The following is a 15,909-nucleotide window of genomic DNA, read 5'->3' as shown; positions in this document are numbered from 1 at the left end:
TGCAGCGCGATAGCCGGGGCAGAATTATTCCTCTGTCTTTTTCACATTCCAGAAGACCGGCACTGGCGAGCCGAGCATTTCGACCACATTGGCGCGGCGGCCCTGTGGCGGGTTGTACTCACCGAGCGGGATATAGAGCACATTTTCAAGCGTATGCGCCTGTATCTTCTCGACCACGGCCTTGCGGTCTTCCGGCGATTGCGCGGCTATATAGTCCTTCTTCAGGGCTTCGATCTGGTCGTCCTTCGGCCAGCCGAACCAGCCCTGATCGCCACGACCATTGAGCATCACCGAATTGAGCGGCGTTGCAATTTCGGGAATCTGCCAGTTGGTGAAGAAAATGTTCCAGCCGCCCTTTGAAGGCTCATCCTTGGAGGCGCGGCGACCAACCAGCGTCTGCCAGTCCATCGGCTGCATATCGACCGTGAAACCGGCCGCACGCAATTGCTGCGCGGCAACAACCGGCTGGGGCGACAGGCTGGTCACATCGGTCGGCTGCATCATCACGACCGGCGTGCCGTCATAACCAGCCTTTTTCAGGAGCGCCTTGGCTTCCTCGATATTGCCCTTCGCCGTTAGGCTTTCGGCGCCGATATCCGTGGCATTCGGTGTGCCACAACCGAAAATCGCGCCACAAACCTTGTAATAGCTCGGGTCCGCCATCAGCGCTGCCAGCACCGGTTCCTGCGACATTGCCAGAAAGGCAGCGCGCCGGATATCCGGATTGTCGAAAGGCGGATGCTTGAAATTCAGACGCCCCATGGTCTGGTAGCCGAGCGGATCGCGCTTTTCCAGAACGACGGAATCGTCGCCGTCGAACAGCGGGACCAGATCGACCGGCACCTGCTCCATGTAATCGACTTCGCCGCTCATCAGCGCGTTGACCGCAGTCTGCGCGTCGGTCATCGTGACCCAGCGGACCTTGTCCACATTCACGATCTTGCCCCCGGCCATCCAGCTCGCAGGCTCTTTGCGCGGGACGTAATCCTCGTTCTTGACATAACTGACGCCGACGCCTGGCTGGAATTCCGCAGGCACGAATTTGAAAGGGCCCGAACCGATATGTTCGGTAATCGCCGTATCGGCGGGGGTCGCAGCGATGCGGGCTGGCATGATGAAAGGCGGCAGGGCCGCCTGCTTGGACAGCGTATCGAGGAACGGCGCGAAAGGTTCCTTCAGCGTCCATACCAGCGTCTTGTCGTCGGTGGCCTTGAGCGACTCCGTGATGTCCATGATGAGCTGGCCGCCCGCGTCGCGCTTGGCCCAGCGTTGCAGTGACGCCACGGCGTCGGCTGCGGTGACAGGTGCGCCATCGTGGAACTTGAGACCGTCACGCAGCGTAAAAGTGTAGACTCTCTGGTCGTCTGAAATCGTCCAGTCTGCCATTTGTGGCTGCGGTTTGAAATTCTCGTCCACGGCGATCAGCACATCATAGATCATATAGGCATGATCGCGTGTGATATGCGCCGTCGTGATAACTGGATCAAGGATACGCAGATCCGAATGCATGACGGCTGTCAGGGTTGTTTCAGCCCATGCGTTGCTTGATAAACTGCCAGCACCGAGTGCGATCAGAGAAGCGGCTATTCCGTATTTCAACCGGCGAAGAATGGGACCGGAGGTGGGGGATTTGAAAAACAGCATTTATGTGGTTCCTCTGAAGGTTTTTTCTTTATTTATGGATTGAATTCTTTCCCTAGCGGCTCGAGCCGGATGCCCGAGCGAAGATGTTTCCATGATAGTTGGGCCGGGCTCAGCGGCATGGCTCCGGGAGCCGTGCAGACTAAAAGTTTCTCGGCAATCGGCGCGAAATCTGCGCGAAAATGGACAGAGCTTTTATTGACAAGAATGGCTTCCTGTTCCGGCTCTATACCCACCATGCGATACAGGGCGCGGTCGGCCATCTGCGCCAGATTGGTCGTCACGACCACGCGCGTGCCGCCAAGCCGCAGACATGCTGATGGTCCCATGTTGAGCCACGTGCCGCCATAATAGGGCCCGGTTGCATGGGCTTTCCCGTCAGACAGTTTCTCGACCTGAAACCGGGCTGTGAACGGCTCGTCGCCGGCTATCCCGGATTTGCCGCCCAGCGAAATTTCAATTTCTGCTCCCTCGCCAGCGCGATGGGCGAGTGCCGCCGCCTCCGGATCGTGCATGCAGCCGATGGATGCCCTATTGGCACCGCAGGCCACAAGTGCCCGGAGCATTCCTGTCGTGTCGGAACTGCCTCCGGCGCCGGGATTGTCCTGCGTATCGGCAATTACTATGGGTCGCTTTGCATCGCGGGAGAGTTCAATCGCCTTTTCGACCCCTTCCTCGGGTTGATAGGCAATGCCTGCAAACGACCCTTCCGCCGCGGCCAGCGCATTGGCGATGGCGTCCGCGCAACGCTCAACCGCGGCGTGGTCCCAGCCATAGGCGAAGACAGAAGGGCCGCATTCAGCAAAATCAGCGGCGGGAAACCCCATGAAAAGCGAGGCTGTCAGCACATTTTCCGGCAGGTCAACCGTCATGTCATAGAGGGCCTTGGCGGGTTGCTCGTCCGTGCATTGCCAGGCAATCGGGATGAGATAGTCGCCCTGACGCATGGTCTTGTGCCAGCCATGCGGCCAGACATCCGATTTATCAATCAGGGCCTGCAACGCCTTGGCCGAACGATAACCGGTTTCAGCCATATCGACATGCGGATAAGTGCGGAAACCGACCATCACATCGGAAAGTTCGAACATGCGCTTTGTAATGTTGCCGTGCAGATCGAGCGCGACTGCAATCGGCTCTTCCGGGCGGACGACGCGAATCCGCTCAAGCAATTCACCTTCACCGTCATCGACATGCGCAGCAACCATTGCACCGTGCAGGTCGATGAAAATCCCGTCGAGCGGACCACAATCCTTCAGCCCGGCAACGATTTCCGAGACGATGGTTTCATAAGCATCTTCTGTGACCGGTGCAGACGGTATGGCCCCTGCCCACAGGATCGGCACAATTTCCCATCCCGCTTCATGTGCAAATTTCAGCGCACCGGCAATGCCCAGATTGACATCTTGCGCGTGATCGACAATCGCGTCACCGCGCGACAGCGGAATATAACCGCCACCTTGAACGAATGCCGCCATATCGGCTGGAGCCGCAGCAAACGTGTTTGTTTCATGCAAAAAGCCAGCGACAGCCACGCGTTTTGACACGAGCATACTCCCATTTCATCGATTTGCCCCCTCGGGCAGGAACGTGTATCTGTCAGCGATACATCTATATCTATTTTTATCTTAGGGACCAATTTTGGTACTTGTCAATCCTTGAACGGCGACTAAAGATTTTTCCCATGAACACATTTCGAGACTTGGGCGGCATCTCCACTTTTGACCCCGATGAGGGGGAAGCCTATAATGAAGATCCATTGTTCCTGCGCTCTGTTGCGCGGACCGTGGCTGTCATGATGGCGTTTCAGAAGGCACGGCATCCGCTGTCGCTGAGCCAGATAGCGACTGCAGCTGGGATCGATCGAAGCGCAGCCCAGCGCATCGTCCATTCACTGCAAAAACTTGATGTGATCGCCCGCGATCCCGCAGATCGCGGTTACCTGCCGGGCTTGCGCATCCTCGATATGACTCATGATCTGTTGCGGCTCAATCCGATGCTACAACGCGCCAACCCGATCATGTTGGAGCTCCGTCGCCGCGTGCGTGAACGCGTCGATCTTTCGCTTTTCGACGATGTCCGGGTTGTCTACGCCGTGCGCATGCCATCAAAGCACGAAATCTTCAGCGCGACGCTCGTCGGCCATGCCGTTCCGACCTATTGCACGGCGGGTGGCGTTGCCATTCTTTCACGACTGCCCGACGAAAAAATCGCGGATATCGTCAGCCGTTCCGACCTGACGCCTTTCACGCCCCATACGATTCGCTCCCTGGAAGAGGTGATGGAGCAGGTGAATGCCACGCGGGAACGCGGGCATTCTGTCTTGTGTCGCCAGCTTCTGCATAACGAAGTTGCTATTGGCGCGGCCATTCTTGATGCGGGCGGAAATCCGGTCGGCGCAATTCATGTGGCTGGCAGCCTGCAGGAATGGTCGGCGGAAGGCTTCAGCGACAGTTTCGGGCCACTCGTCGAAAATGCCGCACGCACCGTTTCAGAACGCCGGTGACCGTTTGGGTAAGCTAATGCCAATGGATCGGAAAGAGTGCTTTACGTTCTTAAAATAGAGCCTTCCTAAAAGAATGCCGGGCTATAAGGCCCGGCATTCTTTGCGCTTGGGAGGCAATATGATCAGTCTTCCTTGATCATGCTGTCCTTGCTCGTATCCCGCATACGGAGATAGACGATCAAGGAAATGCCGATCATGACGGTGACGTACCAGTAAAAGCCACGTTCCCAGCCGCCATTCTTGAAGCTCAGCGCGACATACTCCGCCGTGCCGCCAAACAGTGTATTGGCGAGAGCATAGGGCAGCGCCACGCCAAGCGCACGGATGTGAGCCGGAAAAAGTTCTGCTTTTACTACCGCGTTGATCGAAGTGTAACCGGTCACAATGATCAGTGCCGCCATAACGAGAATCCCGGCAGTCCATGCATCGCGGGTCTGTTCCAGCGTGGTGAAAATCGGGTAGGTGAACAGCACGCCGGCCGCACCGAAGGCGATCATCAGGGGCTTGCGACCGATCTTGTCCGAAAGCGCACCGGCTATCGGCTGCAGGCACATGAAGACAAACAGTGTCACGGCATTGATCTGGCTTGCCACTTCACGGCTGAAGCCCGACGTGTTGACCAGAAATTTCTGCATATAGATCGAGTAGGCATAGAAGGCGAGCGTACCACCAGCGGTCAGAAGCATGACCAGCGCAGTTTCCTTCGGATGGTACTTGATCAGGGTCCAGAAGCCCGATTTTGGCGCATCCTTCGCTTTCGCGTTCTTGAAGCTTTCGGTTTCCGCAAGGCCGCGACGCAGCCAGAAGACGACAACGGCAAGCAGAGCGCCAATGAAGAATGGAATACGCCAGCCCCAGGCTTCCAGCGCCGAGGTTTCCATGGTCGATTGCAGAACGATCAGGAGAAGAATGGCCAAGAGCTGGCCCGAGATCAGCGTCACATATTGGAACGATGAGAAAAAGCCGCGACGGTCTTTCCCCGCCATTTCAGAAAGATAGGTGGCGCTCGCACCATATTCGCCGCCGACCGACAGGCCCTGCATCAGTCGTGCGAGGACGAGAAGGGCTGGCGCGACAATGCCGATGGTCTCATAGCCTGGGGTGAGCGCGATGATCAGCGAACCAGCGCACATCAGTGTCACGGAGAGTGCCAGACCAGCCTTACGGCCCTTGCGGTCCGCATATATGCCCATGATCCACGCACCGATCGGACGCATCACGAAGCCGACGGCAAAGACGGCTGCGGCGCTTAAAAGCTGCGCGGTCTGGCTGTCGGAAGGGAAGAAATGCGGTGCGAAATAGAGCGTGAAAGCAGCATAGACATACCAGTCGAACCATTCGACCAAATTGCCGGTAGAACCACCGATGATCGATTTAAGCCGACTGTTGGTGCTCGGCGCATCACTCCGTTCGGATGTTATTGAGGCCATTATTGTTCCTTCACATGTCTCGATATCTGAGGATCAACCCGTTGCAGAAGCGCAGCTTCGTTGCGCTGCCAGTCGGGTTCTGTTGTGTTGAGGGTTTTAAAAGGCTGTGGTGCCGGACGGCTTGAAAACCGAAGCCGGATTGTCTGAATTGTGAAAGGAGGGTTCAGCTATGAACCGCGCTCCGCCACAAAAGCGCCATTGGCTTTGAGGAAATTGAAATCCCCGTTCGGCTAACTTGAGGCGGGCATTGATATCGCTGCATAGGTGAACCCCTCCTGACGAAACTCCCATTTTCGTGGTGGCGATAAGATGCGGGACGCGAATTTCAATCGCCATAGATCGACGTTAAAAAGTTTAATTCTTTGAAATTATTTGGAAAAGACGGTCCGCGGCTGCGTAAGTCCGCAAAATTTGTGCAAAAATCTGCGTGACTTTACGTTGGATATTGCATAATTCTGCACAAATGACGATGTCCCGAAACGCGGTGAAACTCCTGCTTCTTGCTTTTGCTATTATATTGGCGGCGGGTTTCTGGACGGCTGCAAAACTATGGACGGAGCAGGGCGCGACCGAACGGTTGCGTCAGAACGCAACGCTTGTTGCGCGTCAGCAAACACGTCTGATCGACAGTGAACTGGCCAAGTTTCGTCTCCTTCCTGTCGCGTTGAAGGAATATAGCGATCTGCGGGATGTGCTGGCAGGCGGGGCGCAGGACGCCGTCGCGCGCTTGAATGCCAATCTCGGTTTTCTGGCCCGCGAGATCGGCTCGCCGATCATCTATGTCATCGGCCGTGACGGTGTCGTTATTGCCTCATCGAATGCAGGCACGCCGGAAAGCTTTGTTGGACGCAACTATAGCTATCGCCCCTATTTTCAGGGCGCCATGGCTGCCGGTGACGCCGAATATTACGCCATCGGCGATCTGAGCGGACGTTTCGGTCTTTTCCTTTCCCGGCGCATCGGTGATCAGACCAATCCGGTCGGCGTGGTGGTGGTGAAATTTGAGTTTCACCGGTTGGTCACCACATGGACGAACGATCCGGGTCAGACCTTTGTGATTGATCCACGCGGAATCATTCTGGCCTCGACCGATATGCCGGAAGCGCTGCGGTCTTTCCAGCCGATTACCACCGCCGAACGGACGAAAATTATCCAAAGCGGGCAGTTCCATGCCGCCGATCTCCAGCCGAGCCGTTATGTTTTTGAGTCTGGAGGGGTGATGCGCGGACCTTCCGGCGATCTGTTCGTCGTCGTTGAAGAACCCATTGCCGGGACCGCGCTGAAACTGGTCCATATCGAGCCGACCGCACCGTCCATGCAGGCGGCACATGATCTGGCGCGACTGATCACCGTTGCGGCGATGCTGGTGGTGTTTTTGCTTGCCGCTGCCGTCTACTGGCGCATGACGCACGCTGCGCGTGCAACTGCTGATCGCGCTGCGCTGGAAAAAGCTGTCGCCGAACGCACGGCGGAACTAAGTGCCGAGATGATCGAGCGCGAGCGCGCCGACAAGCGCTTTCGTGATGCCCGTGAGGAGTTGGCGCAAGCAAACAGGCTGGCCTCGCTTGGCTCGATCACTGCGGGCCTTGTGCATGAAATCAATCAGCCGGTCGCGACCATCCGTACGCTGACCGAGAATGCGCAGCACTATCTGTCCAAGGGCAAGCTCGACAAGGTTGCCGCAAATCTGACGACCTCCGTCGATCTAACGGCGCGCATCGGCTCCATTACGCAGGAGATGCGCCGCTTTGCCCGTCGACGCGGCAGCGTTGCGCGTCCGATACCACTGAACGAACTGGTCGATGGCACGATGGTGTTGATGGGCGACCGTTTTCGCAATGCCAATGTACCGCTGGATATGCCGGAGCAATCAGAATTGATGGTGTTCGCCTGCCGTATCCGCTCGGAACAGGTGCTCGTCAATTTGCTGCAAAACGCGCTCGATGCCGTGACGGCGCAGCCCGATCCACATGTCGCAATCATCATCGAGCAAGACGATGAGCAAGTGTCGTTGATCGTTGCAGATAACGGTCCGGGTATTGATCCGGAACTGGATGACGAGATTTTCAGCCCCTTTGTCACCGGCAAACCGGACGGGCTTGGTCTTGGGCTCGGTATCGCGCGCGATCTGATGACGGAACTGGAGGGAACGTTGCTGGTCGTTCCTTCACCACTGGGTGGTGCGGCTTTTGCTGCGACGTGGAAGCGGGTGCATAAGGACGGTGAGCATGACGGAAAGTGAACCCTTGCGCGTGATGCTGGTCGATGACGATGCGCCGTTTCGCACGGCCCTTGCGGATTCCTTCGAGATTGCCGGGATCGATATTGAAACCCACGGCGATGGCCAGTCGGCGCTAGCCAATCTGACCGCCGATTTTCCCGGCGTTGTCGTCACCGATATTCGGATGCCGCGTATCGATGGCCATGCCGTTATGGAAGCGCTGCTGGCGCGTGACCCCGAATTGCCGGTCATTCTGATGACAGGCCATGGCGATATCGGCATGGCCGTCACGGCGCTCAAGAAGGGCGCCTTCGATTTTATTGCCAAACCCTTTGCAGCCGATCACCTGATTTCCAGTGTGCGCCGTGCGCTGGAAATGCGCCGTCTGGTGCTGGAAAACCGGCGTCTGCGCCGTGCTGCGGCGGAAGCCGAGCAGGATTATCCATTGCTGGGCGAAACGCCGGTCATGGTGCGGCTGCGCGACACGATTCGCCAATTGGCGAGCGTCGATGTTGATGTACTGATCGAAGGCGAGACTGGTACGGGCAAGGAACTTGTCGCCCGACTGTTGCATCGCTGGAGTGCGCGCCATGCTCGCGGCTTCGTTGCGATTGATTGCGCTGCGCTCCCCGATGCGGTTGCAGATGACGTCCTGTTTGGCAATCGTATTCAGCGCGGCAGGATTGCCGATGCTGATCGGGGTACGCTCTTTCTTGACGAGATCGACAGCATGTCAATCAACCTGCAAGGCAAGTTGCTGCGGGTTGTGGAGGAGCGCGAGTTGCCTTCGCTGACCGGAGAGCCTCGTGCTGTCAATCTGCGGGTGATTGCGGCCGCCAAAGGCGATCTGGACGGTGCCGTTGCAGCGGGGCGTTTTCGCTCTGATCTTTTCTATAGGCTAGAAACGGTGCGGTTGCGCATTCCGCCCTTGCGTGAACGCCGCAAGGATATAGGTCTCCTTTTTGCCTATTTTCTCGACGAGGCCGCCAGCCAGTTCGGGCAACCGCGCCCCGCAATCGATGCAGCCATCGAGTCACGGCTCCATTCCGACGACTGGCCGGGCAATGTGCGCGAGCTGCGCAATTATGCCAAACAGGTGGTGCTTGGCTTGCGGCATGACCCTGAACATGAACCGAGCACATTGCCGTTATCCGAACAGATGGATCGGTTCGAGGAAGGGGTCATCCGCGCCACGCTCGAACGATGCAATGGCGATGTGGGCGTTGCTGCTGAAGTGCTGCAACTGCCGCGCCGTAGTCTCTATGCAAGGCTGCAAAGGCACGACATCGATGCCTCGTCGTTTCGTCGTCGCGATTGACGTATTCGCCCACCGACGCGCGTTTTCCGCAACTATCTATTGACCGATTTTTAACTTAGAATACTATATATAGTGTTCTAGGTTCTTTCGATTCGATGGGTCGAAAGCTAAGAGGGAATTCGGTGAGTCGCCGCCATGAAGGTTGAGACGAAGCCGAAGCTGCCCCCGCAACTGTAAACGGTGAGTTCTTGTTGATCATGTCACTGGCGTAAGCTGGGAAGACCGACAAGGGCGCTAACCCGTGAGCCAGGAGACCTGCCTTGAGCAATGAACGTCCACGGGCGGGGTGTCCGGTTGGTGTGCAGTCATTGAGGCGAGTTGTGCTTCTTGCCGATTGTTACCCCGAATACCCGCTCACTAGCTTCGGGGTGAAGTCCATGTCTGACACATTGTCCAGTTTGTATTGTCCTTTCAGTTCAGGACCACCTTTCCAGAGGTGATTTTGCGCGGTCCAGTGGTGCTCATGCATCGCTGACTTTCCCCATTTTGTCCGTCTTCACGCGCATGTCCCGTGCGCGAACGATCTTTTATGCGCATCTGTCCCCCATACGGCGGACGGGTCCCAGTCAGCTTGCGCCCAATCCAGTGAGGAAGAAATGAACGTTACCGTCTATAGCAAACCCGCTTGCGTCCAGTGCACCGCAACAACCCGCGCCCTCGACCGCCAGGGGATCGATTATCAGGTCATCGACATTTCTGCAGATATGGAGGCTTTCGATCTCGTGACGGGGCTGGGTTACCGACAGGTGCCGGTCGTCGTGGCCGGTGAAACCCACTGGGCCGGTTTTCGCCCGGATATGATCAACGGCCTTTCGTGACCGTGGCTTTGCATGAGTTCTGCAATGGGTCTCCTTGTCTATTTTTCCAGTCGCTCCGAGAACACGCACCGTTTCGTAGAGCGGCTTGGAATGCGCGCGAGGCGCATTCCCATCCTGCAAAGGGGTGAGGATGACACGAGCCCGTTGCAGATAGACGAGCCATTCGTGCTCATGACGCCAAGCTATGGCGGCGGTGGAAACAAGAGGGCGGTGCCAAAGCCCGTCATCCGGTTTCTCAACAATGCGGGCAATCGCTCGCTGATCCGCGGCGTGATCGCCGCGGGCAACAGCAATTTCGGCGAAGCTTTTGGCATAGCCGGCAAAATAATCTCCGCCAAATGTCAGGTTCCCTATCTTTATCGCTTCGAGCTTTTGGGAACGGATGAAGACATTGGCAATGTCAGGAACGGGATGGAACGATTTTGGACACGGCAGACACAACCCTGATCCGCGAGCGCGGTGCAGAGCCGATTGCGGAGGACGCGCCACAAGCGGCAGCGTCGAACAGCCCCAAGCCCGTCAAATCTACGGATGGGCTGGACTATCATGCGCTGAACGCAATGCTCAATCTCTATGACGATGAAGGCAACATCCAGCTGGACCGTGACCGGCAAGCTGCGCGGCAATATTTTCTTCAACACGTCAATCAGAATACGGTCTTCTTCCATAATCTGCGGGAGAAGCTGGATTATCTGGTAACCGAGAACTATTACGAGCAGGCCGTGCTCGACCAGTATTCCTTCAATTTCGTGCGTGATCTTTTCGATGAGGCCTATGCGAGAAAGTTCCGTTTCCCGACATTTCTGGGCGCCTTCAAATATTACACCAGCTACACGCTGAAAACCTTCGACGGGAAGCGCTATCTGGAGCGCTATGAAGACCGCGTCTGCATGGTGGCGCTGGCATTGGCGCGCGGCAGCGAGCAACTGGCGCGTGACCTTGTCGATGAAATCATTTCCGGTCGCTATCAGCCTGCAACGCCGACATTCCTCAATGCGGGCAAGAAGCAGCGCGGCGAACTCGTGTCCTGTTTCCTGTTGAGGGTGGAGGACAATATGGAGTCCATCGGACGTTCCATCAATTCCGCATTGCAGCTTTCCAAACGCGGTGGCGGCGTGGCCTTGAGCCTGACGAATATTCGCGAATCCGGCGCGCCGATCAAGCAGATCCAGAACCAGTCTTCGGGCATTATTCCCGTGATGAAGCTTCTGGAGGATTCATTCTCCTACGCCAACCAGCTTGGCGCACGACAGGGAGCCGGTGCGGTTTATCTGCATGCCCATCATCCCGATATCATGCGCTTCCTCGACACCAAGCGCGAGAATGCCGATGAGAAAATCCGTATCAAGACCTTGTCGCTCGGTGTGGTGATCCCGGATATCACCTTTGAACTCGCCCGCAACAATGAGGATATGTATCTCTTTTCGCCTTATGACGTGGAGCGGGTCTATGGTCAGCCGCTGACCGAGATTTCGGTCACGGAAAGATATCGTGAAATGGTCGATGATGCGCGCATCCACAAGCGGAAGATCAACGCGCGCGAATTCTTCCAGGTTCTGGCGGAAATCCAGTTTGAGTCCGGCTATCCCTATATCATGTTCGAGGACACGGTGAACCGCGCCAACCCAATCGACGGGCGCATCACCATGAGCAATCTTTGCTCGGAAATTCTGCAGGTGAGCGAAGCCAGCATCTTTAATGAAGACCTTTCCTATGCCCATCTCGGCAAGGATATTTCGTGTAATCTGGGGTCGCTCAACATCGCAGCCGCGATGGATTCAGTGGATTTTGGAAAGACCATCGAGACCTCCATTCGGGCGCTGACGGCGGTTTCTGATATGAGCCATATCAGCTCGGTGCCGTCTGTCGCGCGCGGTAATGATGAAAGCCACGCCATCGGCCTTGGTCAGATGAACCTGCATGGCTATCTGGCCCGTGAGCGGATTTTCTACGGTTCGGAAGAAGGGGTGGATTTCACGAATATCTATTTCTACACCGTGACTTACCACGCTCTGCGTGCTTCCAACCGCATTGCCGTCGAAGCGGGCAAATCGTTCAGCGGTTTTAAAAAATCCAAATATGCGTCAGGTGAATATTTCCACAAATATACGGATCAGTGTTGGCAGCCCGCGACCGAAAAGGTACGTGAGATTTTCGAAAAGGCAGGCATCGCGATCCCCACGCAGGATGACTGGCGCGATTTGAAAAAGGCGGTGATGGAGGGTGGCCTCTACAACCAAAACCTACAGGCCGTGCCGCCGACCGGGTCTATCTCCTATATCAATCACTCCACCTCTTCGATCCATCCGATTGTATCCAAGATCGAGATCCGCAAGGAAGGCAAGATCGGTCGCGTCTATTATCCGGCTGCATTCATGACCAATGATAATCTCGATTACTATCAGGACGCCTATGAGATCGGGCCGGAAAAGATCATAGACACCTATGCGGCTGCGACCCAGCATGTCGATCAGGGTCTGTCGCTGACCTTGTTCTTCCGCGACACGGCCACGACCCGCGACATCAACCGGGCTCAAATCTATGCCTGGAAGAAAGGCATCAAGACGATCTACTACATCCGGCTGCGCCAGATGGCGCTTGAGGGGACACAGGTGCAAGGCTGCGTTTCCTGCGCTTTGTAAGTTCCAGATGTGACCAGAGGAAATCCAATGAACATGCAATTCAAAACCGGCAAAGGAAAGACCCCGGGTCTCGTGCGCGCCATCAACTGGAACCGCATCGAAGACGACAAGGATCTGGAAGTCTGGAACCGACTGACGGGTAATTTCTGGCTGCCGGAAAAGGTGCCGCTCTCCAATGATATCCAGTCCTGGGAAACGTTGAAGCCGCAGGAAAAGCAGCTGACGATCCGTGTCTTCACGGGTCTGACCCTGCTCGACACGATCCAGAACGCCGTCGGCGCAGTGGGGCTGATGGAGGACGTGGCAACGCCCCATGAGGAGGCGGTGCTTTCCAACATCGCCTTCATGGAAGCGGTCCACGCGCGCTCCTATTCTTCGATCTTCTCCACGCTTTGTCTGACACCAGACGTTGATGACGCCTATCGTTGGTCGGAAGAAAACGAGTTCCTGCAACGCAAGTCTGAACTGATCCTCGAACAGTACCGTGCGGATGATCCTTTCAGGAAGAAGATCGCCAGTGTGTTTCTGGAGAGCTTCCTGTTTTATTCGGGTTTCTATCTGCCGATGTTTTGGTCGAGCCGCGCCAAGCTCACCAATACGGCGGATCTTATCCGGCTCATTATCCGCGATGAAGCCGTACATGGCTATTATATCGGCTACAAGTTCCAGCGTACGCTTGAAGTGCTGGGCGAAGCGCAGAAGCAGGAAATCAAGGACTTTGCTTTCGAGCTGCTGCTTGAGCTGTACGATAATGAGGTTCGCTATACGGAAGCGCTTTATGACGGCGTCGGCCTGACCGAAGACGTCAAGAAGTTCCTGCATTATAACGCGAACAAGGCGCTGATGAATCTCGGTTATGAAGCGTTGTTTCCAGCTGAGGCCTGTAAGGTCAATCCGGCTATCCTGTCAGCACTTTCGCCGAATGCTGACGAAAACCACGACTTCTTCTCCGGTTCGGGCTCTTCCTATGTCATCGGCAAGGCCGTGGCGACAGAGGATGAAGACTGGGAGTTTTAAGTCCGCTACGCGAAGGCTGGCCAGCTTTCCAGATCGGCCTCAATTTTACGAAACTGACCATCGAGGATGGTCAGTTTCGTGCTCTAAGAAATAGCAAAGTGGATGCTAGGCTCGTGCTTTCCGATTGGCTCTCGCTCGGTCTCGCGAGCGTGTGTAAATCGAGTCAAGGACGAGCATCACGAGCAGGGATGCTCCCACGAGTGGGAACACAATTCCGCCAATCACGAGAATAAGCAACAGGCCTCTGAATACCCGCCTGTCACCCGGTATCGGCGGAACGCCAAGAGAGCCTTCGGGACGCCGCTTCCACCACATAACCCCGGCAGAAACCGCCAAGAGCACGATGCCAATACAGGCAAGCGCCAGGATAATCTGGTTGGCGAGACCGAACTGCTGGCCCATATGGGTATTAATTCCCCATTCCAGCGCTTTTCCAAGCGGCCCATAGTCTGCATAGCTCATATCGATCAAAACATTTCCTGAATATTGATCGAGGTGGACAACCCGTTGTTGCGACAGATCATCAGGGTAGACCGATCCGGTAAATACACCCGTCGGAGTTGTTGGAATATTGACAGCGTAACCGTGATGAAGCCCAAGATCGTCAAATTTTGCCACGGCTTTATCAAGGCCGATGGAACTCATTTGGTCATGGTCGCCCGACGACATGGGAACCTGCGCCTGTTCAAGCGACCAGCTTGTTTTCGCAATATGATCAAGGTGTTCATCGGACATGGGAACGGCAACACGGACGCCAGCAGGATATCCGAAATTGTTGCCATTCGCCCATTCGTTTACCTTCCCACCCCACACGCCAGACCATGGCATTCCTGTAACGGCAAGGAAAACGATAAAGAAACCAACAACGATACCGGTTACCGCATGCGTATCTCTCCAGAACACACGTTTTGATGGAGTGCCCCGCACGCTCACAACACCGCCGGACTGCTTTCGTGGCCACCAGAGATAAATTCCGGTTCCCACCAGAAGTATCGCCCATCCCGCGGCAATCTCAATCGCCATTCTGGCGTAGGACCCAAAATATTTCAGACTGTGCAGATATCGGACTGTCAACATCACTGTGCCACGATCAGGCAACGATCCAAGCACACTTCCCGAATAAGGGTTTACGTAAACAGCGACCTTCCCATTGTCCGGCGTGTTTACTGTTATCTCGGCAGAGCTGTTCGGGCTTGCCGGATCGGTAAATTTGATCGCGGTTCCCGGTACAGCTTTGAGAGATGCTTCCACCATTGCCGATGGAGAAACTTTTGAAGTTTCCTGAACTTGGACGCGCTTGAGGTCGGCGTGAACGATCCCGTCGAGTTCGTTCTGAAACAGGTACAGAGCACCTGTTATTGCCAATGTGATCATAAAGGGAAGGACAAGCAGACCGGCATAGAAATGCCAGCGCCAAACGGCACGATAGAGATCGGATGGGGCGGATGCGAAACGCGCCGCGCCTTGAGTGTCTTCAGACATTGCAATTCTCCTGAATTCCATGTGGCGGGTTGCGCCAGGTGAACTGTTCAGGAGATTGGCGGCGGAGCTCTGGCTTCAGAATAGAAACTTGATTGTGGACTGGAGGCTGCCGAAATTACTGAATATCGGACCAGACTGGTGCTGCGAATGGGCTCCTGAAAAGACGCCTGGGTGGGTGTCAGCGCAACTTGCAGGGCACTCGATGCCAGTCGGCAAAGAGAAGCACACGGGCAATCACCAGATTTGGACGGCGTTTTGTGGTCATCTTCATTGGCTTGCAGATGAACTGCTCCGGCGGTCGAGCAGATTACTCCGAGTAAATTCTCGTATTCACTTCCAGCCATGGCGCTGTGTGTGAAGCCCGACAGCATTCCCTGAAGCATCAAAAACGCGCAGATAAACGCCACAAAGGTGGTCGCAATCTGATTATCACGTAATGATGCTCTGAGTGCTTTCATCCTCCTTCGTTGCCACAACTTCGGCACATAGTCACTGCGGCAGAGTCGTTGAAATTGAATTGACAAACTTTGCCAATGCACAATGTAAGCCAAAGAAGGGAGACTTAAATGGCAACCATGAACGTATCGCTCCCTCATCCGATGAAAGAATGGGTTGAGGCGCAGGCAAAGACAGGACGCTATTCAAACGCGAGCGACTATGTGCGCGATTTGATCCGTAAAGATCAGATGCGCAGCGATAAAATTGCCGCTATGCAGCACTTCGTTGACGAGGGCTTGCAAAGTGGGGTCGGGACCCGATCCCGAGACGAACTCTTCGCCGCAGCAGTTGCGAACGCTGAAAATTTTTCTGATCGCAAATAATGCAACTCAAGCTCTC

At 55.7% G+C, this 15,909-nt stretch carries 13 protein-coding genes and 1 riboswitch; of the genes, 8 read left to right on the top strand and 5 right to left on the bottom strand.

Annotation, left to right across the window (positions count from 1 at the left end):
• Positions 1-24 precede the first annotated feature (24 nt).
• Together D8666_RS20330 and D8666_RS20325 are read right to left on the bottom strand one after the other, a co-directional pair.
• Positions 25-1,644, bottom strand: a complete 1,620-nt coding sequence (locus D8666_RS20330; protein WP_109366297.1) for an ABC transporter substrate-binding protein — start codon at positions 1,642-1,644, stop codon at positions 25-27.
• 32 nt (positions 1,645-1,676) lie between these two features.
• Positions 1,677-3,191: a M81 family metallopeptidase gene (locus tag D8666_RS20325; protein WP_121539210.1), complete on the bottom strand. Its 1,515-nt coding sequence runs from the start codon at positions 3,189-3,191 to the stop codon at positions 1,677-1,679.
• A gap of 131 nt (positions 3,192-3,322) precedes the next feature.
• On the opposite strand from D8666_RS20325, the gene D8666_RS20320 reads away from it, so the two are divergent.
• A complete protein-coding gene (locus D8666_RS20320) occupies positions 3,323-4,144 on the top strand; it encodes an IclR family transcriptional regulator (RefSeq protein ID WP_109366295.1) in 822 nt (273 codons plus the stop codon).
• Between the two features lie 122 nt (positions 4,145-4,266).
• Here D8666_RS20320 and D8666_RS20315 read toward each other — a convergent pair whose 3' ends face one another.
• Positions 4,267-5,574, bottom strand: coding sequence for an MFS transporter (locus D8666_RS20315; protein ID WP_109366294.1), 1,308 nt, complete (start codon positions 5,572-5,574; stop codon positions 4,267-4,269).
• Between the two features lie 463 nt (positions 5,575-6,037).
• On the opposite strand from D8666_RS20315, the gene D8666_RS20310 reads away from it, so the two are divergent.
• The 6 genes from D8666_RS20310 to nrdF all read left to right on the top strand — a co-directional run bounded on the left by D8666_RS20310 (position 6,038) and on the right by nrdF (position 13,590).
• The gene (locus D8666_RS20310; protein WP_121539209.1) at positions 6,038-7,816 is read left to right on the top strand and encodes a sensor histidine kinase; all 1,779 of its coding nucleotides are present in this window, start codon (positions 6,038-6,040) and stop codon (positions 7,814-7,816) included.
• Positions 7,803-9,113, top strand: a complete 1,311-nt coding sequence (locus tag D8666_RS20305) for a sigma-54-dependent transcriptional regulator (RefSeq protein WP_109366292.1) — start codon at positions 7,803-7,805, stop codon at positions 9,111-9,113. Before D8666_RS20310 ends, D8666_RS20305 begins: the two co-directional genes overlap by 14 nt.
• 62 nt (positions 9,114-9,175) lie before the next feature.
• Positions 9,176-9,390: riboswitch (cobalamin riboswitch) on the top strand.
• Positions 9,391-9,709: 319 nt separating this feature from the next.
• Positions 9,710-9,931, top strand: coding sequence for a glutaredoxin-like protein NrdH (gene nrdH, locus D8666_RS20300; RefSeq protein ID WP_109366291.1), 222 nt, complete (start codon positions 9,710-9,712; stop codon positions 9,929-9,931).
• 24 nt (positions 9,932-9,955) lie between these two features.
• The gene (gene nrdI / locus D8666_RS20295; RefSeq protein WP_121539208.1) at positions 9,956-10,378 is read left to right on the top strand and encodes a class Ib ribonucleoside-diphosphate reductase assembly flavoprotein NrdI; all 423 of its coding nucleotides are present in this window, start codon (positions 9,956-9,958) and stop codon (positions 10,376-10,378) included.
• Complete coding sequence (gene nrdE / locus D8666_RS20290) at positions 10,354-12,573, top strand: class 1b ribonucleoside-diphosphate reductase subunit alpha (RefSeq protein WP_121539207.1); 2,220 nt, start codon at positions 10,354-10,356, stop codon at positions 12,571-12,573. Before nrdI ends, nrdE begins: the two co-directional genes overlap by 25 nt.
• A 27-nt stretch (positions 12,574-12,600) precedes the next feature.
• Positions 12,601-13,590, top strand: a complete 990-nt coding sequence (gene nrdF, locus D8666_RS20285; RefSeq protein ID WP_371830840.1) for a class 1b ribonucleoside-diphosphate reductase subunit beta — start codon at positions 12,601-12,603, stop codon at positions 13,588-13,590.
• A gap of 105 nt (positions 13,591-13,695) precedes the next feature.
• Here the strand turns inward: nrdF and D8666_RS20280 are convergent, their stop codons facing one another.
• Together D8666_RS20280 and D8666_RS20275 are read right to left on the bottom strand one after the other, a co-directional pair.
• On the bottom strand, positions 13,696-15,072 hold the full coding sequence (locus D8666_RS20280; RefSeq protein WP_167836137.1) for a PepSY-associated TM helix domain-containing protein: 1,377 nt from the start codon (positions 15,070-15,072) through the stop codon (positions 13,696-13,698).
• A gap of 47 nt (positions 15,073-15,119) precedes the next feature.
• The gene (locus D8666_RS20275) at positions 15,120-15,530 is read right to left on the bottom strand and encodes a DUF2946 family protein (protein ID WP_167836136.1); all 411 of its coding nucleotides are present in this window, start codon (positions 15,528-15,530) and stop codon (positions 15,120-15,122) included.
• A gap of 108 nt (positions 15,531-15,638) precedes the next feature.
• On the opposite strand from D8666_RS20275, the gene D8666_RS20270 reads away from it, so the two are divergent.
• Positions 15,639-15,893 carry a type II toxin-antitoxin system ParD family antitoxin gene (locus D8666_RS20270; protein ID WP_109366286.1) on the top strand — a complete coding sequence of 85 codons (255 nt, stop codon included), beginning with the start codon at positions 15,639-15,641 and terminating at the stop codon, positions 15,891-15,893.
• Positions 15,894-15,909: the final 16 nt, after the last annotated feature.

The organism is Ochrobactrum soli (assembly GCF_003664555.1).
Taxonomy (GTDB): Bacteria; Pseudomonadota; Alphaproteobacteria; order Rhizobiales; family Rhizobiaceae; genus Brucella; species Brucella teleogrylli.
This window is presented reverse-complemented; position numbering and strand designations above follow the sequence as displayed.

Coding starts and splice junctions, on each gene's coding strand:
- D8666_RS20280 (WP_167836137.1), bottom strand. CDS start 15,072: ATGTCTGAAGACACTCAAGGCGCGGCGCGTTTCGCATCCGCCCCATCC.
- nrdI (WP_121539208.1), top strand. CDS start 9,956: ATGGGTCTCCTTGTCTATTTTTCCAGTCGCTCCGAGAACACGCACCGT.
- nrdH (WP_109366291.1), top strand. CDS start 9,710: ATGAACGTTACCGTCTATAGCAAACCCGCTTGCGTCCAGTGCACCGCA.
- D8666_RS20310 (WP_121539209.1), top strand. CDS start 6,038: ATGACGATGTCCCGAAACGCGGTGAAACTCCTGCTTCTTGCTTTTGCT.
- nrdF (WP_371830840.1), top strand. CDS start 12,601: ATGAACATGCAATTCAAAACCGGCAAAGGAAAGACCCCGGGTCTCGTG.
- D8666_RS20320 (WP_109366295.1), top strand. CDS start 3,323: ATGAACACATTTCGAGACTTGGGCGGCATCTCCACTTTTGACCCCGAT.
- D8666_RS20315 (WP_109366294.1), bottom strand. CDS start 5,574: ATGGCCTCAATAACATCCGAACGGAGTGATGCGCCGAGCACCAACAGT.
- D8666_RS20330 (WP_109366297.1), bottom strand. CDS start 1,644: ATGCTGTTTTTCAAATCCCCCACCTCCGGTCCCATTCTTCGCCGGTTG.
- D8666_RS20270 (WP_109366286.1), top strand. CDS start 15,639: ATGGCAACCATGAACGTATCGCTCCCTCATCCGATGAAAGAATGGGTT.
- D8666_RS20275 (WP_167836136.1), bottom strand. CDS start 15,530: ATGAAAGCACTCAGAGCATCATTACGTGATAATCAGATTGCGACCACC.
- D8666_RS20305 (WP_109366292.1), top strand. CDS start 7,803: ATGACGGAAAGTGAACCCTTGCGCGTGATGCTGGTCGATGACGATGCG.
- D8666_RS20325 (WP_121539210.1), bottom strand. CDS start 3,191: ATGCTCGTGTCAAAACGCGTGGCTGTCGCTGGCTTTTTGCATGAAACA.